At 68.8% G+C, this 21232-nt stretch carries 17 protein-coding genes and 5 pseudogenes; 11 read left to right on the forward strand and 11 right to left on the reverse strand.

The window, feature by feature from the left end; genetic code table 11:
• Window positions 1–41: 41 nt before the first annotated feature.
• The 5 genes from ACZ5CZ_RS22265 to ACZ5CZ_RS22285 all read right to left on the reverse strand — a co-directional run bounded on the left by ACZ5CZ_RS22265 (window position 42) and on the right by ACZ5CZ_RS22285 (window position 6107).
• Window positions 42–1817, reverse strand: a complete 1776-nt coding sequence (locus ACZ5CZ_RS22265; RefSeq protein ID WP_468945309.1) for a serine/threonine-protein kinase — start codon at window positions 1815–1817, stop codon at window positions 42–44.
• A gap of 315 nt (window positions 1818–2132) precedes the next feature.
• Entirely contained in the window at window positions 2133–3026 is an 894-nt protein-coding gene (locus ACZ5CZ_RS22270; RefSeq protein WP_385845346.1) for a LysR family transcriptional regulator, read from the reverse strand.
• A gap of 245 nt (window positions 3027–3271) precedes the next feature.
• On the reverse strand, window positions 3272–4255 hold the full coding sequence (locus ACZ5CZ_RS22275; RefSeq protein ID WP_468945312.1) for a transposase: 984 nt from the start codon (window positions 4253–4255) through the stop codon (window positions 3272–3274).
• A gap of 151 nt (window positions 4256–4406) precedes the next feature.
• Window positions 4407–4955 (reverse strand): GNAT family N-acetyltransferase, encoded by a 549-nt coding sequence (locus ACZ5CZ_RS22280; RefSeq protein ID WP_468945314.1) that lies wholly within the window; start codon window positions 4953–4955, stop codon window positions 4407–4409.
• A 249-nt stretch (window positions 4956–5204) separates the two neighbouring features.
• Complete coding sequence (locus ACZ5CZ_RS22285) at window positions 5205–6107, reverse strand: helix-turn-helix transcriptional regulator (protein ID WP_385845351.1); 903 nt, start codon at window positions 6105–6107, stop codon at window positions 5205–5207.
• A gap of 215 nt (window positions 6108–6322) precedes the next feature.
• Between ACZ5CZ_RS22285 and ACZ5CZ_RS22290 the strand changes: the two are divergent.
• From ACZ5CZ_RS22290 to ACZ5CZ_RS22315, 6 genes and pseudogenes are all read left to right on the forward strand, one after another.
• Window positions 6323–6824, forward strand: a pseudogene (locus tag ACZ5CZ_RS22290) (aldo/keto reductase); the annotation flags it as partial.
• A gap of 83 nt (window positions 6825–6907) precedes the next feature.
• Window positions 6908–7936 (forward strand): zinc-binding dehydrogenase, encoded by a 1029-nt coding sequence (locus ACZ5CZ_RS22295; protein WP_468945318.1) that lies wholly within the window; start codon window positions 6908–6910, stop codon window positions 7934–7936.
• Between the two features lie 38 nt (window positions 7937–7974).
• Window positions 7975–8157, forward strand: a pseudogene (locus tag ACZ5CZ_RS22300) (aldo/keto reductase); the annotation flags it as partial.
• Window positions 8158–8257: 100 nt separating this feature from the next.
• Window positions 8258–8688: pseudogene (locus ACZ5CZ_RS22305) on the forward strand (ISKra4 family transposase); the annotation flags it as partial.
• A 242-nt stretch (window positions 8689–8930) separates the two neighbouring features.
• On the forward strand, window positions 8931–9779 hold the full coding sequence (locus ACZ5CZ_RS22310; RefSeq protein WP_468945321.1) for an alpha/beta hydrolase: 849 nt from the start codon (window positions 8931–8933) through the stop codon (window positions 9777–9779).
• A 133-nt stretch (window positions 9780–9912) separates the two neighbouring features.
• Window positions 9913–10032: pseudogene (locus ACZ5CZ_RS22315) on the forward strand (IS21-like element helper ATPase IstB); the annotation flags it as partial.
• 278 nt (window positions 10033–10310) lie between these two features.
• On the opposite strand, the gene mscL reads toward ACZ5CZ_RS22315, so the two are convergent.
• Window positions 10311–10754, reverse strand: coding sequence for a large conductance mechanosensitive channel protein MscL (gene mscL, locus ACZ5CZ_RS22320; protein ID WP_385845355.1), 444 nt, complete (start codon window positions 10752–10754; stop codon window positions 10311–10313).
• Window positions 10755–11784: 1030 nt separating this feature from the next.
• On the opposite strand from mscL, the gene ACZ5CZ_RS22325 reads away from it, so the two are divergent.
• Window positions 11785–12876, forward strand: a complete 1092-nt coding sequence (locus ACZ5CZ_RS22325; protein WP_468945325.1) for a hypothetical protein — start codon at window positions 11785–11787, stop codon at window positions 12874–12876.
• A gap of 97 nt (window positions 12877–12973) precedes the next feature.
• Here ACZ5CZ_RS22325 and ACZ5CZ_RS22330 read toward each other — a convergent pair.
• The 4 genes and pseudogenes from ACZ5CZ_RS22330 to ACZ5CZ_RS22345 form a co-directional block, all read right to left on the reverse strand.
• Window positions 12974–13285, reverse strand: a pseudogene (locus tag ACZ5CZ_RS22330) (hypothetical protein); the annotation flags it as partial.
• 8 nt (window positions 13286–13293) lie between these two features.
• Entirely contained in the window at window positions 13294–14439 is a 1146-nt protein-coding gene (locus ACZ5CZ_RS22335) for a hypothetical protein (protein WP_468945328.1), read from the reverse strand.
• Window positions 14440–14495: 56 nt separating this feature from the next.
• Window positions 14496–16031 (reverse strand): hypothetical protein, encoded by a 1536-nt coding sequence (locus ACZ5CZ_RS22340; RefSeq protein WP_468945331.1) that lies wholly within the window; start codon window positions 16029–16031, stop codon window positions 14496–14498.
• A 403-nt stretch (window positions 16032–16434) separates the two neighbouring features.
• Window positions 16435–16608, reverse strand: a complete 174-nt coding sequence (locus ACZ5CZ_RS22345; protein WP_468945333.1) for a hypothetical protein — start codon at window positions 16606–16608, stop codon at window positions 16435–16437.
• Between the two features lie 889 nt (window positions 16609–17497).
• Between ACZ5CZ_RS22345 and ACZ5CZ_RS22350 the strand changes: the two genes are divergently transcribed.
• From ACZ5CZ_RS22350 to ACZ5CZ_RS22360, 3 genes are all read left to right on the forward strand, one after another.
• Window positions 17498–19039, forward strand: a complete 1542-nt coding sequence (locus ACZ5CZ_RS22350; RefSeq protein ID WP_468945336.1) for a B12-binding domain-containing radical SAM protein — start codon at window positions 17498–17500, stop codon at window positions 19037–19039.
• Between the two features lie 3 nt (window positions 19040–19042).
• A complete protein-coding gene (locus ACZ5CZ_RS22355) occupies window positions 19043–19669 on the forward strand; it encodes a LysE family translocator (RefSeq protein WP_468945339.1) in 627 nt (208 codons plus the stop codon).
• Window positions 19670–20103: 434 nt separating this feature from the next.
• Window positions 20104–20367, forward strand: coding sequence for a hypothetical protein (locus tag ACZ5CZ_RS22360; protein WP_468945341.1), 264 nt, complete (start codon window positions 20104–20106; stop codon window positions 20365–20367).
• 32 nt (window positions 20368–20399) lie between these two features.
• Here the strand turns inward: ACZ5CZ_RS22360 and ACZ5CZ_RS22365 are convergent, their stop codons facing one another.
• Window positions 20400–20702, reverse strand: coding sequence for a WhiB family transcriptional regulator (locus tag ACZ5CZ_RS22365; protein WP_468945344.1), 303 nt, complete (start codon window positions 20700–20702; stop codon window positions 20400–20402).
• A 275-nt stretch (window positions 20703–20977) separates the two neighbouring features.
• Here ACZ5CZ_RS22365 and ACZ5CZ_RS22370 point away from each other — a divergent pair, with 275 nt between their 5' ends.
• A complete protein-coding gene (locus ACZ5CZ_RS22370) occupies window positions 20978–21217 on the forward strand; it encodes an ANTAR domain-containing protein (protein ID WP_468945424.1) in 240 nt (79 codons plus the stop codon).
• Window positions 21218–21232 lie beyond the last annotated feature (15 nt).

Raw genomic sequence — 21232 nt, forward strand, 5'->3', positions numbered from 1 at the left:
TTGAGAGGACTTCCGGGGACAACGACCTGCGAGTGCGAACCTCATTCCACGATCAGGTACCGCTGCGCACTCCCCCCGCTGATGCAGGTGCCGACGACGCAGGCGACGTTGTCCGCAGTGTGCACCGTCCAGACGTAGATCCCGGGCGAGGGCGGGGTGTATGTGTAGGTCGACGTCTTCTGCCAGGGCATGGTCTGCCACTTCCCGCCGGGCAGCAGCACAGAGACGTACGAATTGCCGCCGCTCGCCATCCATCTCAGGGTGATCGGCTGGCCAGCCTTGACCACCGTCTGGTCCGCCGGGGCCACCGGACGGGGGACGTCCGGAGCGTCGCGCACCGGATTGGGTGTCGAGGAGCCCTTCGGCCTGACGAACAGGTACCGATCCTGCGACCATGCGCTGCCCGCCTGTCCTTCGGCTGCGTTCGCGCTGCTCACCTCCCAGTGGTAGACGCCGGCAGCGTTGGGCGTGAAAGTGCAGGATGTGGTGGTCAGCCAGGCGGAAAACCGGGGGGCGTCGCCGAGCATGGCGGCGACCTGTGACACGGCGCCGGCGTGATCCCAGCTGAGCGTGACCGACTGGCCGAGCTCGATGGTCGTCCGGTCGGCGGGCCCGACGGGTTCGGGCGGGTGCGGCGTCCCCATCGGAAGACTGGTCACCTCGTGCCGAGAGCCGTCCCCGCTGGCGCTGGACGGGAAGCAGTTCGGTGGCCGGGAGCCGTCGCCGTCCAGCACGAACAGGGAGACGCAGATGGCAGCGGCGATGAGCACGAGGGCGAGCGGCACCAAGAGCCAGTAAGGCCAACGCTTCCGGCCCCCGGGCGCCTGTGAGCCGAGAGTATCCCGGGGCTCGGTGATCGCGGTCAGGGTCCGGTTGTCGGGGCGCCCGGCCGGCGGCGATGCACGGCTGATCGGGTCCGGATCAACCGACCGAACATCCCCCGCAACCCCCGTCGGCACCGGAGCCGGCACCGTCCGTAGCTGCGCAGGCAGCCACGCCTTGCCGGGTTCGTCGTGGGCGGGCGATGCGAACCGCTCCAACAGCTGAGCGGGTGTGGGCCGGTCTGCGGGGTTCCGTGCGAGGCAGGCGGCGATCGTCGGCCGCAGGGGCTCCGGGACGGCGCTCAGGTCGGGCTCGGTGTGCATGACCCGGTAGAGCATCACCTGCGCTTCGCCGTGACCGAACGGCGCGCACCCGGCAGCGTGGCAGAGGACGTGGCCGAGGCTGAACACGTCACAGGCCGGGCTGATCGCGCCGCCCGCGATCTGTTCCGGCGCCATATAGCCAGGTGTGCCGATGACGACCTGCGTCCGCGTGATCGCCGTCCCGTCCAGCGCGCGGGCGATACCGAAGTCGATGACGCGCGGCCCGTCGTCGGCGAGCAGTACGTTCGCCGGCTTGAGGTCTCGGTGGACCAGCCCGACGGCATGGATGGCGTCCAGCGCCTCGGCCAGTCCTGCGCCGAGCACCCGTAACGCCGGCTCCGGCAGTGGGCCGTGGGTGGCGACCGCCTCGGCCAGGGACGATCCCGGAATGTAGGCGGTGACCAGCCATGGCGGGTCACCTTCCGGGGCAGCGTCGACGACCTGTGCCGTATGGAACCCGCCGACCTGCCTCACGGCTTCCAGCTCGTGGGCGAAGCGACGGCGGAACTCCGGGTCGGCGGCGAGCTCCCGGTGCACACACTTCACGGCTACCAGCCGCCCGCCCGGCGATCGCCCGAGGTATACGACGCCCATCCCACCGCTGCCCAGTCGCCCGAGCAGCCGATACCGGCCGCCGACCACCGTTGGATCAGTGGCTAGCAACTCCTCCATCACACCCCCGTTGAGCCACCATGCACCGGCCGGTCCCATCCAGCGGTAGATCCGTGATGAGCGCCACACCTCGTCACATCCCAGCCTTCGCGCACCAGGCTGTCAATGCCGGCGACTACCTCACCAACCGGCACTGAGAGGCAGTGACGTCCTCTGAGCGCCAAAGCCAGCCTCTTCGACAACGATCCGGCAGGCTGCTGACAACTCCCCTCAGCCGCCGCAGGGTTCACCCCTCCGCCGCGCCCCAGCGCCGCACAAACGCGGCCCGGGCGCGGCGTTGTTCTTCCTCGCGGGCGATCTGCGGGCAGAGGCGTTCTAGGAAGCGGGCGGCTTGGGGAGGGCATCGCGTAGGCGCTCGAGGAGAACCCGGGCTGCGGGACTCGAAGGATCATTGGCCTGCCAGGCGAGCGCGATGCGGGCACGCATCTCGGGCTGGACGATCCGCAGGGTGCGAAGCCGCCCGTCAAGGAGGGAATCGTCCTCACCGGCAGGTAGCACGGCAATGCCCAGGCCCCGCGCGGCCAGGCGCGAGAGTACGTGTGGGGCCGCCGCCTCGAAGGCAATCCGTGGCCGGAATCCTGAATGCGCGCAGCCGTGTTCGAGCGCCGCGCGCACCCCGGTGCCGCGCGGCAGGCAGATCAGCGGCCGATCCCGCAGATCGACAAGCGGGACACTCGTACCGTCGAGGCGATCGAGAACCGGATCACCGGGCGCGACAGCGGCAACCAGCGGGACATCGATCACCGTCTGAAAGGCCAATCCGGGCGGGGGCGCCTCCTCCGCCGTTCCAAGGACGGCGATATCGAGCTCGCCGGCGAGGAGAGCGGCCTGCATCCGATCCGTGGCGTCCTCGGTGAGAGCCACCTCCACCGAGGGATGGGCGTCGTGGAAGTCCGCGAGTAAAGCGGCGATGTCGAAGGCGTGGTTGGTAGCGCCGGAGACCAGCCCGAGCCTGACCCGGCCGCGCAGCAGTCCGGTGTACGCATCGACCGTCTGCCGCACCGACTCCGCCGCCGCCAGTGCGGCGCGGGCGTACGGCAGGACCGCCCGGCCCACCTCGGTCGGCGTCACCGACCGGCCTGAGCGGTCGAGCAGGGGCTGCCCCAACTCCTTCTCCAGCTGGCGGATCTGGGCGCTCAGGCCGGGCTGAGCCAGATGCAGCCGGGCGGCGGCGCGAGTGAAACCGCCGCTCAGCACATCCGCGAGCACCGCCTGCTCCGCAACCGAAAGCCAATCGCGACATGCTCCACCCGGCCCCGTGTTGTCAGCGCCGACGCAGGTAGCTCTCCAGGGCGTGGGCGGGACGGTCGTGGGACGGCCGCCGCAGCCGTCAGGCGGCGGCCTTCTTCCGGCGGCGCCCGCTGCCGGCGAGTGCATCGATGAGTTCCTCACGGCTCCTCTTCCACCCGCCAGGAAGGCACTGCCGGTCACCCGCTGGTACAGCTCCGCCTTGCTCAGCTTCTGCAACTCCCCCTTGCGGTCTGGGGAGAAATTCGCTTCGGGCGTGCCGGCCTGGCGGTTCGGCTGGTGGGTGACCAGCGGACGGTGTCGCGGCCGAGGACGAGTTCGGTGCCCGTCCGGCGGTGGGTGGCCCGCTGCGCGGATCGGTCGGAGATGAGTGAGGCGATCGCGAGATGGGTCTCGGCGTAGGTATCGCGGCGTCCGGTGAAACGGCGCAGGGGTGCCCAGTGGCGGAGTTCGGCGTTGGTGTGCTCCACCCAGATCCTTGCCGAGGACTGCCGTCGCCGTGTCTCGCGCCAGGCATGCTCGTCACCGTCGCACGCCTCGTCCTTGGGCTTCTTCGGTGGGGCGCTGACCTGCCCGGGGAACTCTTTGGCCAGCCCGGGGTAGCCGGAATCGACCTTCGCCTCCACGCCGGGACGGGTGCGGAACTGCTCGGCAATGCCCTCGGTCCGCACGGCGGTCTGGTCGTGCATCCGGTCCGGGCGGACCAAGCCGGACAGCAGCGGGCGGCCCTGGCCGTCGCTGAACATGGTGGTCTTGATGGTGTTCTGCTTGCGTTTGCCGGAGACGAACGCCCGGCGCCCAGGACGGTCGGCCTGCGGTCGGCGGACCTGGGTCTCGGCCCCGTCGAGCCGCAGCACAACGCCCTCCGCCTCGGCATAGGCGAAGACGTCCTCCAGCGTCTTCAGCCGCAGGCGGGGCCGGTCGGGCACAGCGAAACCACGGGCTGCCAGCAGCGGGCGGACCTGGCGGATGGCCGCGGAGACGGTGGAGCGATCCACCTCGAAGAGCTCGGCGAGCACCACATGCGGCAACTGATGGCGCAGATGGACCAGGGTGACCAGCAGCCGATCGAGGAAGACCAGCTTGGGCTTTCTGCCGGCACCCTCCGCACTCCGACGCTCTCCGCCCCGGGCCTCGCGGAGCGCGGACTGCCGCGCAGCCTCCCCTGCCGTGGCCAGTTCGGCGAACAACTCGCCGGAATGTGCGCGTCAGACGCGGGACGGGGCAGGATGGGAACAGGCCGTACGGCCCAGGTCAGTTTCACAACTCACCCAACCCGTATGGCCCTTCTCATGTCACGGCCCGACCGGGACGATCACCATGTCCGCCGAGACCGTACAGCTACCCGGCCTGAATGGCGTCTGCCGGGACCTCGAAGACGATCGTGAGTCCCTCGCGCTCGTCCCCCTGCTCGCCGATGCGCGTGAAGCCGAAGCCCTCGATGCACGCCAGGGAGGCGGCGTTGTCGGATCCGATCCTGGCGCGCACGGTCCTGACGTCGGGGTCGGCCGCGGCCCTGACGAGCAACGCCCTCAGCATGGCGCGGGCATAGCCCTGGCGGCGGTACCCGGGCACGACGGTATAGCCAACCTCGACCATGCCGGCCTCATCCGGCGGCCCGTGGAACCCGGCGTCGCCAACGACGACCCCGTCCGGCTCGGACACCGCGGCACGCGTGATCCAGGGCGCGGCAGAGGGGTCCTTGGCGAGCTGGTCGGCGCGGTAGCCGAAGATCCAGCGGGCTCGCTCACCGACGAAGTGTTCGTCAAGGGCGACCCCGGCCTCGGCGCTGCCGCCAGCGAGGTCACCGTCGGCAAGCGCCCGCAGTGCCTTTGCGCTGAGCTCGACGAAACGGACGCGTTTGGGCGCGGAGAGAGGTTCGTTGTTCATCGCGGTGATGCTCACCCAGAGCCGGAGAGCTGTCCACCGGTTTACGGCCTTGGCGGACATGGAGACGGCCACACGGACGCCGCGCCACCCACGCCGAGACCCAGCTCGCGATCGCCTCACTCGTCTCCGACCGATCCGCGCAGCGGGCCGCCCGCCGCCGACGAGCACCGGACTCGTCCTCGTCCGCGACACCGCCTGCTGATCACCCACCAGCCCAGCACGCCCGAAGCGCAATTTCCCCCAGGCCCGTTAGCCCTGTCGACGCGCTGCGTGCCGCTGCGTGGGGCTGGCGGCAGGCGGCGCGGTCATGTCGAGCAGAAGCAGCGCATCGTGGTCGGGGCTACCGGGCTCGGCGGTATAGACGCCGATGCGCTGGCCAGGGGTGCCTTCCACGTGCAGGGACTGCGAGGTGAGCGTGAGCGTTCCTACCTGGGGGTGCCGGAACGTCTTGTGAGCAGGCTTGCGTCCGGTCACTTCGTAGCGTTCCCACAGCCGGGCGAAGTCGGGGCTCTTGAGGAGGAGCTCGCCGACCAGGTTGGTCAGGTCGGGGGCGTCGGGGGCGGTGCCGGCGACGGCGCGCAGGCGGGCGACGCAGCCGGTGATCTGCCGGTCCCAGTCAGTGAAAAGGTCGCGAGCCGCGGGGTGGAGGAAGAGGTAGCGGGCGAGGTTGCGGTTCTTGACCGGCCAGTCCGCCAGGCCCGCGTACAGGGCGAGGCCGCCGGGATTCCAGCCGAGCATGTCCATGCTGCGGCTGATGACGTAGGCCGGGTTCGGTCGCAGCGACTCCAGCAGCAGCTTCAGGTGGGGGCGCACGGTGCGGCTCGGGGCCGGCGGTGGCTCGGGCGCGTAGCGGGCGGCACGCGCGGCGAGCTCACGCAGGTGCTGATGCTCCTGGTCGTCCATGTGCAGAGCACGGGCGAGGGAGTCGAGGACGGCGGGGCTGGGGCGGGTCTCCTTGCCGCGTTCCAGGCGCACGTAGTAGTCGATGCTGATCCCGGCGAGGGTGGCCAGCTCCTCACGGCGGAGCCCCGGGGTACGGCGGATACCGGCGCCGACGGTGAGGCCGACGTGCTCGGGACTGGTCTGGGTGCGGCGGGCACGCAGGAAGCGGCCAAGCTCGGCGCCCTCGCTGTGCGCACTCGTCGAAGTCATGACTCCAGTCTCACCCGCCGGGCACCCACTACGCGGGCGGAAGGGAGGCCCTGCCATTACCCCCGAAGAGCCCGCCCTGCCACCCCCGAGCCATCCGGGCGAAGGTGAATGAGGAAGACGCCGGCCCCTCGCGCCGCCCGGACTTCAACCGGCTCGGCCTGCCGGGCCGGACGCCAGTGAGAGACCAGGCAACACCATGATCGGAAGAGGGCGAGATGCGCTACATCAAACTGCGTGACCTGGAGGTTTCCCGGATCGGGCTGGGCGCGATGGGCATGTCCCACGGCTACACCGGCTCAGGCACCGACGACGCGGAGTCGGTCAGGACCGTGCACCGAGCCCTTGAGGCTGGGCGTCACGCTCATCGACACCACCGAGATCTACGGCCCCTACACCAACGAGGAGTTGCTCGGGCGGACGCTCCAGGGCCGCTGGGACAAGGTGGTGCTGGCCACCAAGTTCGGCCTGGTCTCGCACGGCGGCGACGGCTCCTGGAACCTGGACTCCAGCCCGGCCGACATCCGCACCGCCATCGAGGGCTCCCTCAAGCGCCTGGGCACGGACCACATCGACCTGCACTACCAGCACCGGGTGGACCCGAACACGCCGATCGATGAGACCGCCGCCGCCGATGCCGTCACGCTGACCGCCGAGCAGCTCGGCAAGCTCTCCAGCCTGCCGCCCGCCGCCGGCGACACCCACACCGAGGCCCAGGCGCAGATGCTCGAACGCTGACCCCAACCCCGGCACGCCGCGCTTCGCGTGGTGCCCCCCGCCTATCATTTGGAGTAACACCTTTCATGCGTGCAGCAGTGATGTACCGAGCCGGCGACGTCCGCGTCGAGGACCGGCCCGACCCGAAGATCCTCCAGCCCACCGACGCCGTGGTGCGCGTCGTCGCGTCCTGTGTGTGCGGCAGCGACCTGTGGCCTTACGCCTCGATGCCCGCCACCGGCACCGGGCGCCCCATGGGGCACGAGTTCCTCGGCATCGTGGAGGACACCGGCGCGGACGTGACCGGCCTGAAGACCGGTGATCTGGTCGTCGCCCCGTTCACCTACAGCGACAACACCTGCGACTACTGCGCCAAGGGCCTGCACATCTCCTGCCGCAACGGCGGCCGGTACGGCTTCGACGGCGTCGACGGCGGGCAGGGCGAAGCCGTTCGCGTCCCGTACGCGGACGGCACCCTGGTGAAGCTGCCGGTGGCCGCCGACTCCGCGCTGCTGCCGTCGCTGCTCGCCCTCTGCGATGTGATGACCACCGGCCACCACGGCGCCGTCACCGCCGGCGTCGGCCGCGGAGATGCGGTGCTGGTGGTCGGGGACGGCGCGGTCGGCCTGTGCGCAGTGATCGCGGCCAAGCGGCTGGGGGCCGAGCGGATCGTGCTCGCCGGCCGCCACGAGGCCCGCACCGGCCTGGGCCGTGAGTTCGGTGCCACGGACGTGGTCGCCGAGCGCGGCGAGGAGGGCATCGCCCGCATCCGCGAGCTGACCGGCGGCGTGGACAAGGTCATCGAGGCCGTGGGCACCCGCCAGGCCCTCGACACCGCACTCGGGGCGGTCCTGGACGGGGGCACCATCAGCCGCCTGGGCGTCCCCCAGTACGAGCAGGGACCGATCGGTCCGGCCGAGTTCATGCGCAACATCACTCAGACCGGCGGCGCCAGCCCCGCCCGCGCCTACATCCCGGAACTGCTGCCCGACGTCCTGCGCGGCACCATCACCCCCGGCCGCGTCTTCGACCAGGAATTCACCCTCGACCGGACACCGGACGCCTACCGGGCCATGGCCGACCGCCAGGTCCTCAAGGCCCTCATCCGCCCCTGACCGCCCGCCTCCGCGCTCCGGCGAAGGACATCCCGCTCATGCAGACCGTCACCCTCAACAACGGCGTCGAGATGCCGCTCCTCGGTTTCGGCGTGTACCAGCTCCCCGCCGAGGGCACCGAGTGCACCGTCTCCGAGGCCCTGGCCGCCGGCTACCGCCTGCTGGACACCGCCGTCTACGGCAACGAAGAGGCCGTCGGCCGCGCCATCAAGGCCAGCGGCGGGTTCACCGTTGACGATCCGCAGATCGGCACCGACCGGGAGGCCGCCGTGGCGCAGGCACGGTGGCGGGGCCGGCTGCGTTCGGGTGCCGGTTGGGCACCGCGTCACCCGGGTCGCCCACCGGGCCAGGGCGTGAGCAACGTCCACCCTGCCGACGCTGTGCTGTCGCTGCCGGCGGGCCGGCACTCGACGGGATGACGACGGCTCGCGGTGACCGAAGCCGTCCGCGGTTCGTTCGACCAGGCCCACGCTGCAGTGACTCGCCGCTGCGGGAACGTGCTCGGCAAGCGCAGACTCGAAGAGCTCGTGGTCGCCGCCGCGGTCGACGTCGACGGCTTCTACCCGACCACGATCCCGGTCCCGTGCGGCCGCGAGATGCCACTGGTGGTCCAGGTGGACGGCAAGGGCGTGGTCATGCGCCCGGCGGCCCTGTGGGAGGCCACCCGCCGGGCCGCCGAGAAAGCTGTTGTTGGCCACCGCGCTCGGCTCGCGCCGGGCGAGAAGCCGAACCGGGAGCAGATGGCGACCGTGGAAACCCGGCACCACCGAGGCCGAGTCCTGGGCAGCCGACTGTCTGACAGCGATCCTGGCAGGCCACGCCGCCCGGGTCGCCGCCGAGTCGGCGCCCGCTGGGGTCTTCCCGGAGCCCGGACGCCTCTACCCCACCGCCGACCAGCGAACTTACGCCCTCACCTCTTGATCGCGGCTGTCGATCCGAGCAAACCGGACACAATCCCTTTGAGGCGACCGGACAGCATCTCTAGGGTGCGGACGTGACCATCGAGCTGCCCTTTCGTCCGCTCCCCATCGACCAGCAAGACGTTCGCTACGCCTACGGGCCCGATTCGGATCTACAGCCGGGCGTCCCCGCCGGCTCGACCTTGGAGTTCCACTGGTGCGAGAGCACGATCTACCCCGGCACCACGAGACGGTACTGGGTTCATGTGCCCGCGCAATACGACCCCTCCGAACCCGCGTCACTGATGGTGTTCCAGGACGGATGGTGGTACCTGGACCCGGACGGGCAGGTCCGCGGTGCCATCGTGTTGGACAACCTCATCCATCGCGGTGAAATCCCGGTCACGATCGGTGTCTTCGTCGATCCCGGCGTCCTCAAGAACGCCGAACAATCGAAGAACCGCAACACCGAGTACGACGCGTTCAACGACCGCTACGTCACCTTCCTCCTGACTGAGATCATCCCCCAGGTCACACGGCGCTACTCGATCGCCGAGGACGCCGACCAATGGGGCATCTGCGGCGGCAGCAGCGGCGGCAACTGTGCCTTCACGGCTGCGTGGATGCGCCCGGACAAGTTCCGGCGAGTCATCTGCTACCTCTCCAGCTTCACGCAGATGCCGAACGGAAACCCCTACCCTGACCTGATCCCCAACGCCCCCCGCAAACCGCTGCGCATCTTCATGCAAGCAGGCCACCGCGACCTCAACTGGAACGGGCCGGAAAGGAACTGGCTCGCCAACAATCTGCGTGTGGCAGCCGCTCTCGCGGAAGCAGGCTACGACTTCCGTCTCGTCCTCGGCGACGGTGGCCACAGCCCCAACCACGGCGGAGTACTACTCCCCGATGCGCTCCGCTGGCTATGGCACTCAGCCACGACCTGACGAAACCCGCCCGAACGATCACTCCATCCGAGCTGCACCCATCGCCTTTCGTTCGCACTTTGGCATCGAGAGTTTCTCCTGCCGCCCGGGCATCGACGGCGCCCACGAGAAGGGCGGGGTCGAGGGGCTAAGCCTCTGCGCGGCCATCGTCGACCGGCTCGCCTTCAACGGCACCATCATCGAGACCGGCACCGACTCCTACCGCCTCGCCGGCACCCGCGCGCGAGCAGAAGTGCCGGCCACGGTCAGCTGAACCGGGGACGCCTGCTCGGCAGGGGCAGGGCGCGGGTGGGGCCAGCAGGTCGTCTCCGGCTTGAGTACAGCGAGGTCACGACGGGGCTGCCGCTCGCGGGCCTCCCAGTCGCGGCGGTGATCCGCTCCGAGAAGTGCCTATACGCCCGGCCCGTCTCCGGCAGGCCCGCAGCCCAGGGGGCGGGGATGCCGAACGCCGGCGCCGCGGCTGCAGGGGCAACCCGGCCAAGCGTTGAGAACCGAAGTTGTCCGGCTGTCACCGATCGATCAGGGGTCCGGTCACCCGGCCCGCTGAGTTGTCTCCCCGGCCTGGGCGGGTACCGCGGGCAGGGGGACGGTGCAGGAGGCGCAGCGTCGGGCCTGGGCCGGGACGGGGCTGAGGCACTCGGGGCAGTCCCGCTTGGGGGCCTGGACGTCGTGGTGGGGAGCGAGGCGCTCGTGCAGCTTGTTGATCGGGAGTACGACGAGGAAGTACAGGGCGCTGGCGATGAGGAGGAAGCTGATCGCCGCGTTGATGAAAGCTCCGTAAGGGAACTTGGTGGCGCCTACGGTGAAGGTCTTGTGGGCCATGTCGCCGGTGGCACCGGTGGCCAGCCCCACGAGCGGGGTCAAAAAGGCGCTGACGAAGCCGTTGACGACTGCGGTGAACGCCGCTCCGATGACGATGCCGACCGCCAGGTCGACCACATTGCCGCGCAGGATGAAGCTGCGGAAGCCCTTCACCTTTTCGCACCTCCTAGGGCCATGACGTCGAGGGGCGGCAACCCCGGCTCCTCCCCCGGATGCCCTGCCACCTCTCGCCCATGCCTGCTGGGCGACGGCACCACGGCGGCCGCCGGCTCGCCGAGGCCATCCTCAGCATCGGCGTCGTCCGTCTCACCCGGCTCGGGCCAGTGGCCGTACGGTCCCTCCTGGCCGGGCAGCGCACCCAGGGCTGGCGTGCCTTCGGCGCGGTGACTGCCGTAGATCATTCACCTCTTCTCCTCGCTGACCGGCCGGAAGACCGCCGACAGTCTGCGACCGACCGCGTAAGTCTTGCCCGCAGGCGGGCCGATGCCGGGCTCGTCGTGCCCGGTGGGCCTCCTTGCAGGGACGCGGCACGGGCTCGGCCGCTGGTTGTCGGCCACGAGGTGCGTGGCGTGATGGCTCGATGGATGCCACGACCATGCTGATCACCGTGCTTGGAGGCGCCGCCCGGTGCGGCAGTCTGCCCGCCGGCCGATCCCGGTGCCGGCCCCGGTGACGGCGACGATCCTGCTGACCTGGGGTGCGGTGCTGCTGTCCATGCCGGTCATCGTTCAGCCCTGCCACCAGCGGTCGGGTCAAGCGGCGGCTGGTGGGCTTGTGATCAGCGAGTGTGGTCACCGGGCGCATTGTGACGCCAGGTTCCTCCGGCCTCTTCGGCGAGCCGGGGCGCATCGGGCATGGGGATTGGTCGCGGCCTTGGTGTTGGGTCGCTGCCCCAGGCCGGGCTGCGGTACGCGGCTCCGCGCGGCGGACCGCTGGTGCCGGAGACGGCCGGCAGACCGCTCAACGGCGTCGGCGAAGACGCCGGAACAGGGCTGCCGGCGTCGCGTTGCGCCGAATCGGGCACGCTCCTTCCGCGCGCGGGCCAGCATGGGCAGGAGCAGTGCTGCGATCGTCCACGACGGCGTCGGAGGCCGGAGGCAACATGAGTGCTGAGCGAGAACAGCAACCGAGGACGACCCCGATCCTTCCCCACCAACGGCGTGCCTCCGGGAACACGTTGACCGTGACAGGCCGCACCCTGCGATTCCTGGGGTACGCCCTGGCCACCGGATGCGGGTCCCTGCTGTTGAAGCACTTCGTCATCGCGCCCGGACCGCCGGTCAGCCACATCCCCTGGGTCCTGCGCCTGCTGATCATGCTGGGCATCCTGGAGGGCGGATGGCTCGTCTTCCGCGCCAGTCGCAGGGTGGTGGTCCGGGGCAGACGGCACCGCATCCGCGTCATCACCGCCTTCGAGGAGTTACGGGGCGAGCGCTACATCCTGTATCTACGGCCGTTCGCTCTCGACACCCGGATGTCGCTGCCCCCTCCCGAGGCTCCAGGATGGTGGACGCGCTCCCCGTATGAGCTTCCCGGACTCACCATGGAGGACTTCCTCGTCCGCCAGTTCACCCGGCACGGCAGGGTCGTCGCGGTGGGGGAACCCGGCGAAGAACTGCCTCTGCTCGGCGCACAGCGGGGCTACCTGCCGCTCGACGGCTGGGAGAGGACCGTGAGCGAGCTGATCCAGGGGGCTCACTCCGTCCTCATGTCCGTGGCGCCGGGCCCGGGAACGGTGTGGGAGTTCACCGAGGCACTGCGCACGATGCCTCCGGAACGGCTGGTGCTCATGGTCTGCTGCGGACCCGAGGAGTACGACGCCTTCCGTACGGCCGTCGTGGAGAAGTACGCCGTCCGGAAATCCGAGGAGCCGGGCAGCACGTGGGCTCCGCTACCACGGCTGCCCGACTGTCCCGCGCGGCCCCCGGCCTCGAAGCGTGAGTGGCAGTCGCCGCTCAGGGCCTTCGTCACCTTCGACCAGCAGTGGCAGCCGAGCCTGCACTGGTTCGTCGTCACGGTCCCGCGGATTCGTCACGTCTGGACCATGCGCAGGCTGGTGCGCGAACGCATCGACGCGGTAGTGGGCGCGTGGGCGGCTCTGCCGCAGCGGCAGGCTTCCCCGGTCACGATCCCTCCGCCGGCACCGGTCGTCACCACCCCTCCCCCGCTGCCCGTCCCCTCCCCGCTGCCGCAGCAGCCCCTGCTGGGCAGCACAGTGGTCGGGCTGAACGTCAGACCACCAGAGCGCAGAACGCGACGACGTAGGCGACAGTGAAAATGACCGGCACCCACTGCTCGACGTGGGTCAACGGCACGTACCGGCTCCAGTCGCGCCCCGCGCCAAGGGCCGCCCACTCCGCCCTGGAGTCGGCCTACGCCGGCAACCTATGCTCGAAGGCGCCGAAGACCTCGAACGTGGCCGCGTTGAGCTGCCGGCACGAACGGACCATGACGAACCAGGCGGCACACTGGGCGACCAGGATCACCATGCCCACGTCATGATGGGTGGCCGGGCGGCGGTTCTTCGAGCCCGGCCGCCTGCCTGGCCCGGGACGTGACGGTTTCGGTGCACCGGCCGGAGACCCGGTCTGCGTGTGCAGGTTTCTGAACCCCGCGCGGACGCGGGCGGGTGTCAGTTTGTTCGGCTCCGTCGGCTTCTCCCAGGGTCGGCGGAGGTCGGTGGCCCGGCGGCTCAGCGGCGGCGGGTCCAGGAAGTAGCGAGTGGAGCGGCCCGGTAGCCGGGGACCGATGCCGCGCTGAGGTTTTGTGCGACCGCTGCCGGCTCAACGGGCGCGGGGGCCATCTGCACGCAGGCGGTCTTGGGCTGCGTGGTGCTCTGTCCGAATCGGCAGGCCACACCTGTCAGTCGGATAGTGATGAAGTCAGCGATCTGCGCGCCGAACTCGATGCGCTTCCCGTTGATCTTGATGTCACCAACAGTGAAGCCCTTGTCCTGGGGTACCTCGTAGACGAACCGCACAGGGTGGGTCTCGTCGCCGCGCTGCCTGATCCAGTAGTCCTTGGGATCGGAGCCGTCCGGGGTGGCCCAGCCGTCCGTGGCCAGTTTGTCGAAGTAGAGACCGACCGGGTCGGCGAGGGAGACGTCCGCCTTCTGTCGGGCGAGGTCGTTCACGGCTCCGCCGATGTGCGGGTCGCTGTTGCGCTCGGGCTCGCCGTACTTGCTGCAGTGGATGAGTTCCTGCTCGGTGGTCAGCTCGTTGCCGTTGATGACCCGCACGATGGTCGCTGCGGCAGCGAGTTCGATCTCGGCGCCCAGGGTGTTGTTGGACTGGATCAGATGCATGGCGCCGTCCGTCGTGGAGTCGTTCCATCGGTTACGGGGGTTGTAGGTGCCGGTGGCTCCGAAGAGGTCGCTGTGCTGGACGTTCGGGTTGATATGCCTCTGGTAGAGCTCAAGAACCTTGGCGGGGTTCGACTGGGCGAGCAGATGCCAGTACTCGGGGCCCTCGCAGGTGAACATGACCTTGGTGATCTTCCCCGCGGCATTGCGGGTGACGCTCCACTCGCAGTACTCGTCCTGGACGTCCCGGCTGGCGTCGCCCCGCTTCCACCGCTGGGCGTCGGCGAGAGACTGGATCTTGACCAGACGGGGGAAGGCCGTCCAGGTGACGGTGGCCTCCTGGGCGTCGGCCGCTGTGTCGGTCTTGGTGAGGTTGTAGAACTGGCTGCGAGGGCTGTCGTTGAGCACCTCATGGGGATGGGGGCCCGTGATCGAGTTCTCGACCCGGTCGCTGATGAACATGTTCCAGGCCTTCAGGCCGGTCGCGTCGAGATCGTCGAGGTGTCCGGGCGGGCCGTAGGAGGCGAGTAGGCTCATGGGGCACTCCTTCGCTGAAAGGTGGCCGGGGGCGGATGAGCCGCGGATGGCGGCTGTCAGGAGGTGGACGCGACCGTGCCGTCGCCGTTCATCCTGAGCCGCGGGGCGCTCGCGGGGATGTTGGTCGTCGGCAGCGTCAGCTCGAACTCGTTGAGCCGCATCACCTTGAAGGCGCGGCGGCGGGACTCTGCCAGCCGGACGTAGTCGTCAAAGCCGGCAGACTCCCGGATTCGTTGGCCGATGTGACCGAGATAGTCGTCGATCCGCTGGGCGAAGGCCTTGGGCCAGGTGTCGTCGGCGAGGACCCAGTCGGCGGCGAAACGGCGTTCAGGGCTGCTGGGCGGCAGACTCGTGGCGGCTTCCAGGATCGCCTGTGCGATGTGTTCCTGGAGCTCGGTCACGGCGGTCGGCGTGGTGGGGACATGGTTCATCAACTGCTCCCGGTCCGGGCTGAAGACCGGGTTGGTGAAATCGACCATGAACGCGCAGGCGGCGAACTTGGCCGTGATCAGGCCCTGTTCCACCATCTGCCGTACCACGTCGTTGTCCTCGCAGGCCGGCTCCGGTACGACGAAAGCGAAGAAGGTGTCGCCCGGCTGGGAGAAGCCGCTGCTCTTCTCCTCCAGGGAGAAGCCGAAGGTTGCAAGGCTCTCAACGTAGTGGGCGGCCGGGGCCATGGGAGGAAGGGCGGCCGTGACGGGCAGTTCGAGATCACTCAGGAGCGCATCGCTGTTCAGCCAGAAGCTCGGGGGCAGCAGCAGGTCACCGCTGGAGGGGGTGATCGTCGAACTCTGGGTCGCCGTGCTCGCCAGGTTCACGGCGGTCGTGGTGAACAGATGGCGCATCAGCTGCTCGGGATGCTCCACGGTGCCGTCCTGTGTGACGGCTGCCAGGCGGGCGGCGGTCCAGCGGCTGATCAGCGCACGGACGGTCAGTTCCAGGTTCTCGGCACCGATGACCTGCTGATAGAGCGGGTCGTCACGGAAAGGGTCGTCCGGGGCCAGCCGAATCCCCGCCGCCTGGGACTGCCAGTTGCTCCAGGGCGCCTTCAGCTCCTTCATCACGACGCTGCCATTGATGTGGCTGTCGAAGCAGCCATGGCCGCGGGAGCCGGGGGCCAGAGCGGACCACGAGTTGCCCGCCCACACCCACACGGGGCTGATCCGCATGTAGTAGTTGAAGACCTTCGCGGCCGCATCCCAGGCGGCAACCTGCAGAAACGTCGCCGCCGGATCCTCGTTCGCCCCCGTGCTCACCAGCAGGTCCACGTCCTGGCCGGTGGCGGCGCGAGCGACAGCGAACCGCATGGCACGCGGCAGCTCGGGGGCGGAGCCGAGCGGGATCTGCCCGGCCTCACCGATCAGATACACGGACTGGTTCGCTTTCGTCGCCGGCTCGGGCAGCCCAGCGAGGAGATCCTGCACCGTCAACGGGAAGGTGCCCTTGCGGAAGAACAACTCCGCCATCGGATCCCCCAGCTCCGCCAGCTCTTGGGCGGCCAGAGGACGGGCGTGCTGGTCGACGCCCATCACGAAGCGGTATAGCCTCGGTGCTTCCCGGTCGTCGACGTCCGCGTCGCCCAGGGCGGCCACGACCGCGCGGCTGGTGGGGCATGTGATTCCAGGCGAGGAGCCGCTGGTCCCGGCGGTGCGAGTCTTGTGCAACCAGGCGGTTGCCCGACGATGCTCTCGTATGCCGTCCACTGACTCGACCTTTCGTCGCCCGCCTCTGTCCAGCGAGGTGTGAGCGGTGTGTCAGGAGGGGCTTGAGCCTCGCACTCCATGAACAGTCTGCATCGCCCGAGGCCATGACGCATCCGTACCCGTGGCAGACTGCGTACGTGGCTAGTGGTGGCCCTCGGGCCCGCCCGTACACATGGAGACGTTCAGCTCCTGAAGTACGGTGGCGATCGGATTGCCGACCGTGTTCGACCCTGCGCCGGCGAAGAGTAGCGCCACCACCAACCCTTGGTCGTCGACGATGACGGAACCCGAGTCAACCGTGGTCGGAGAAGACGGCGTCAGGGGGCGTGGCGGCCGTGATGCTCACCTGGTCGCGCAAGGCGTGCAGGCCGATGCTGCCGCCGTAGTCCACCTGAATGGTGGCCGAGATACCGTCGACCGAGCCGTGGGTCAGCTCCGTCGTCCGCCCGCGCTTGCGTACGGCCATCCCGAGTAAGGCGGTCCAGGCAGGTGCCGCACTTCGAACGGAAGTGGGCGGCACACCGCCGCGACAGGCCGTGACGCGGTCTGGGTGCCGGCGAGATTGACAGCCACCTCACCCTTCTGATCGCCGACACGGGCATCCAGGACGACGGCCTGTGGAGGTTCGCCGATGACACCAGCCGGCTTCTCGGCGTTCCGCTGACGAAGGTCGCGGTTGAACGCGCTTTGAAGGGATACATCCGTTGGCGACGGGGCAAGGGCTGGCGGCAGGCCGGGGCCGGCGATCTGGATGACTTCAAGTACTCGCGGCGGCGGGCTCCGCAGAACCCGCAGACGGTGGGCGGAGCGAAGTGGAACCGGGAGTCGGCGACCGTCTCGGGCCTGCACCGGCTGTCCGACCCGGGGCGGGCCCGTTCCAGTCGGCAGCCCCGATCGTGGGGGCGCTCCAGCCCGCCGTTCCCGAGGCCTTGGCCGTGAAGGTAGGAGAGCCCCAGGGCGCCGTCGAGGAGGCGGACCAGGATGGTGCAGGCCATGAGCACCGCGACAAGTCGCAGCACGAGGTCTCGCCAGAGAAGTGGCGACTCTTTACCACCGAATTGTTTTCGGCCTCATTTCTAGGTGTAACGACACAGTTACACCTAGATATCCGCACGTCAGGGCACCATTCGGTGCGGCGTGTTCCCAACCGTCCCACGCCGCCCGCAGCTGCCCATCCTGTATCCAAGGGCATATGGGTAGTGCATACGCCGCCCAGCACTGAGGCCCCACCTCCCGCAGAGCAGCGGACGCCGTCTACCACGAGCGTCTGCTGGAAGTTCGAGAACCTGCGGATCCACCACGGGCGAAAGGCTCAGATGCAAGTTCTTGTTGTCAGCCCTCCGAACTCGAACACCGTGATCGACGGTTCCTCGTGCACGGTCACGAACCCCGAGGAGCACACCGATTGGTCCGACTTTCCGAACCTGGGCATCCTGACGCTGGTCTCGGCCCTGCGTGACGTTCCCCGCGTCGAACCGATCTACATCGACGGCACCGTGGTTCCCTGGCCGGATGTCCTGAAGTACGTCGAGGACAACGCTTCCGACATCCTGGCGTTATGTATCAGCGCCCTGACCGCGACGTACGAGGCGGGCCTTGGCCTCTGCTCGGCAGCGAAGAGCCTGAACAGCCGAATTGTCACGATCTTCGGAAATGATCACGTCACGGCGCTCACCCGCGAGTGCGTGAGCTCACAGAGCGGGGTGATCGACTACGCGTTCGTGGGCAACGAAGTTGTAGGGAGCTTCGTCAACCTGATCACCGCCCTCAGTGTCGGCGCGGACATCGACACGCAGCCCCTGCCCGGACTGAGCTGGTACGGCGGACCTCACGTGGTGACCACTCCCCAGCAGCCGGAGCCCCTGTACACGCAGGTCGACTACACCCTGATCGACCGGGTCTTCAAGCACTCCACGCTGTACCAGGAGAACTTCAACAGGCGGATCGTGCCCACCTTCGCCCGAGAGACCGGGCGGCAGGTCCACCGCGGGATGCCCGTCGAAATCGGGCGAGGTTGCATCAAGTTCGCCCGAAATGATGCATGCTCCTTCTGCTCCATACAATTCGGCGGCATGTGGCGCAATGCCGTGCCCTCCGCGGAAGCCGCATGGGAGGTGATCCGTGCCGCGCACCAGGGCGGCTACGACTACCTGTACTTGACCGCAGACGAACTGCCGTTGACGTTCGGCCGACTTCTGCGGGACATGGAGGAAGCCCCGCCCGCCTGGTGGCGGTCCCTGCCGGAGGACGACCGCCCGGTCATGGTCGGCTACGCAAGGGCAGACGGCCTGTCCAACGAGCGGCACGCCGCCATGCTGCGCTCCCTTGGAGTGCGGCAGTTGATGGTCGGCCTGGACGCCGGAACGGCCACCTCTCTGCACGCCATGAAGAAGCCGCTCGCCTCCATGCGGGACGTGAAGTCCGCCTTCCGCGCCGACCGCATGTTCGAGCACAACGTCCAAGCGATGCGCGCGGCGAAAAACACGGGTCTGCTCCTCAAGGTGGGCTTCGTCATAGGCCACCTGGGCATGGACGAGGCACTGCTGCGTGAGAACGTCGACTCGATGAAGACGCTGCTCGAGTCAGGGGCCGGCAGCATCGCCTCGCTGGATGTCGAGGTGCTGTCGCCCGAACCGGGCTCGCTCGACTTCACCATGCTCCTGGACCCCGGCCTGGCGCGTGCGCGAGCTGAGGAATTGGCTCTCTCCCTTCCCGATCGCCGTGTGCACGAGCAGCGCGCAGCCAAGTGGCGGGACAAGGACATCATCGATCGGGAGCAGGCCATGGCCGATTACGTCGAATCAGTCATGCCTGGACTCACCCTCGCAGACCTGGCGCAGGCCCGCGCAGAGGTGCGCGCCCACGGTGCGAGGATGGGGATCACCATCGGAGGGTGACCCGTGACCACCTCGACACTCCTGGCCTTCGCGGGCTTGTGCCTGCTCCTTTCGATAACGCCGGGCCCGGACACATTCCTCGTGCTCAGGTACAGCCTGTACGGCAGCCGATCCGGGATCGCGGTGGCTGTCGGCTCCGGCCTGGGCTCGATGCTGTGGGCGCTGGCCGTCGCACTGGGTGTCAGTGCCTTGCTGCATGACGCCGGCATGGCATTCCTGCTGGTCAAGGTCGCGGGGGGTCTTTACCTCCTCTACCTGGGACTGCAAGGCTTGCGCCGAACCAGCGGCACCACGCTGGACGCCCGGAGCGAAGCTCCCGGAGTGAGGGCAGGACTTTGGGCCGGCCTGGTGTCCTGCCTGCTCAACCCGAAGGTCGGGCTCTTCTTCCTGGCGGTCGTCCCTCAATTCCTCACCGCTGACGGAGCCGACTTCGGCTCCGTCATGGCTCTTGGCGCGATCGACGCAGTGGTCGCCGTCATCTGGCTCGCGGCCGTCGCCGTCGGTGCCGCCCGCGCCATGGCATGGCTCAAGCGCCCTCGGGTGGCGCGCGCCCTGGAAGTCGCCAGTTCCTCATTCCTCGCGCTCGTCGGGGTCGGCATCCTCGTCACTGCTGCCCGCGAAGGTACATAACCCAGCAGCCGACGACGCTCGTGATCCTGAGTAGTTGTCCGTGAAGGCCGTCACGGACAGCGATTCTCATAAATGACGGGTTACGAGAGTTCTGCGAGAGCCCCCGAGTTGATCACGTTTCCGCGGGTCGCCGTTCAGTGACGGCACCTGGCGCGCCACCGACACCACCAACAGTCTCTTCCAACTCGCCACCGACGATGGCACCGTCACCTACCCCGATATCCTGCTCGTCAATGTCCCCCACACCTGGGCCGTCGGCCCCGCCGGACGCTTCGGCAAGGACGACCGAACCGGAACTCCGCCCGTCCGAGCAACGCTTCCTGAAGGCCCTGCTGGGTGCCGGGCTGGTGGGCGAAGTGGCTGGAAGCCCCGCTCGGTCCGGACCGTCGCTGAAACCCTCGGCATGTTGTGATCACCGAACGCCAACGGAGGACGTGTGGGGCCAGCCGGAACAGCCCTGGCAGACGGGCCCGAATGATCTGTTCTTCACCACCCACCTGATCAGCCCGTACGGCGACCGGCACCTCGGCTTCAACGACGCCGACGGTCGCTTCTACCGGCTGTGGCAGCACCACCAGCCCGAGCCGCTCCACACCGGTGACGCGACCCTGCTGCGCCCCAGCGATATCGACCAGATCATCAAGTTCCTCCCGCCGCGCCCCAGCCCTTCTAGGAAGGCTTCCAGGGCGCGGCGCTGAAGGCGAGGTGGTGAGCCGCCGTGCCGGTGCCTTCAGGCACCGGCGGCCGAACAAGCGCGGCGTGCATGTTCGGCACGGGCCGCTTCGAGCAGACTGCGCCAGGACGTCACGGTGGGCCGCCGGCGCAGCAGGGCACGGCGTTCTCGCTCTGTCATGCCTCCCCAAATGCCGTGCTGGATGCGACGGTCCAGAGCGAATGCCAGACATTCCGTGCGTACCGGACAACCGCTGCACACAGCTTTCGCTTCATTTTGGGCCGCCCCTTCAACGAACAGTTCGTCCGGGGCACTGCTGCGGCATGCCGCGTAGGCTCCCCATTCGTCATCCGCGATCATCCGATTCCGTCCTCTTCCCCAGGGCGTGCCGCCGTTCTTACCTGTGCCTGACCGGTGACGGCCGCAGCCAACTGGGTGGTATGCCATGCGGCGGCACGGTCATCGCTGCCATGCCGCCGCGTCACTCCACCACTACCCCATACGCGCATGCCCAGTGGGAGGCGATCTACGCGCTTCACGTGCTGTGACGTGCTGCAATGTATGGCGAGAGGCAACCGGGGCAGGGGCGGAACAAGCCCTCCGCCCACTTCTGAAGCGGTGTATGCCATGTCCTCATCGATGTCTCCGGGACCGCTGTCGACCAGGCCATCGGCGTCCTGACCGTGCTGGGCCAGATCAGGCCGTGTGACGGGTTCACGGTGCTGCGGGAGGTCTCACAGCACACCGACATGAAGCTGTCCGGCGTCGCGGAACACGTCCTCAAGTCCGCTCAGGGCGCGGCCCTGCCCGAAGTCCTGCTGGGGGAACTGCAGGCGGCCTTGGCTCGGCATGCTGTTGGCTCGGGTCCCGTTTGAGGGGCAGACGGTCGC

The organism is Streptomyces sp. NPDC031418 (assembly GCF_055581605.1).

Excerpts from the sequence above, each read along its gene's own strand:
- ACZ5CZ_RS22265 (WP_468945309.1), bottom strand. The coding sequence starts at position 1,817 with ATGGAGGAGTTGCTAGCCACTGATCCAACGGTGGTCGGCGGCCGGTAT.
- ACZ5CZ_RS22280 (WP_468945314.1), bottom strand. The coding sequence starts at position 4,955 with ATGAACAACGAACCTCTCTCCGCGCCCAAACGCGTCCGTTTCGTCGAG.
- ACZ5CZ_RS22285 (WP_385845351.1), bottom strand. The coding sequence starts at position 6,107 with ATGACTTCGACGAGTGCGCACAGCGAGGGCGCCGAGCTTGGCCGCTTC.
- ACZ5CZ_RS22295 (WP_468945318.1), top strand. The coding sequence starts at position 6,908 with ATGCGTGCAGCAGTGATGTACCGAGCCGGCGACGTCCGCGTCGAGGAC.
- ACZ5CZ_RS22335 (WP_468945328.1), bottom strand. The coding sequence starts at position 14,439 with ATGAGCCTACTCGCCTCCTACGGCCCGCCCGGACACCTCGACGATCTC.
- ACZ5CZ_RS22345 (WP_468945333.1), bottom strand. The coding sequence starts at position 16,608 with ATGGCCGTACGCAAGCGCGGGCGGACGACGGAGCTGACCCACGGCTCG.
- ACZ5CZ_RS22365 (WP_468945344.1), bottom strand. The coding sequence starts at position 20,702 with ATGATCGCGGATGACGAATGGGGAGCCTACGCGGCATGCCGCAGCAGT.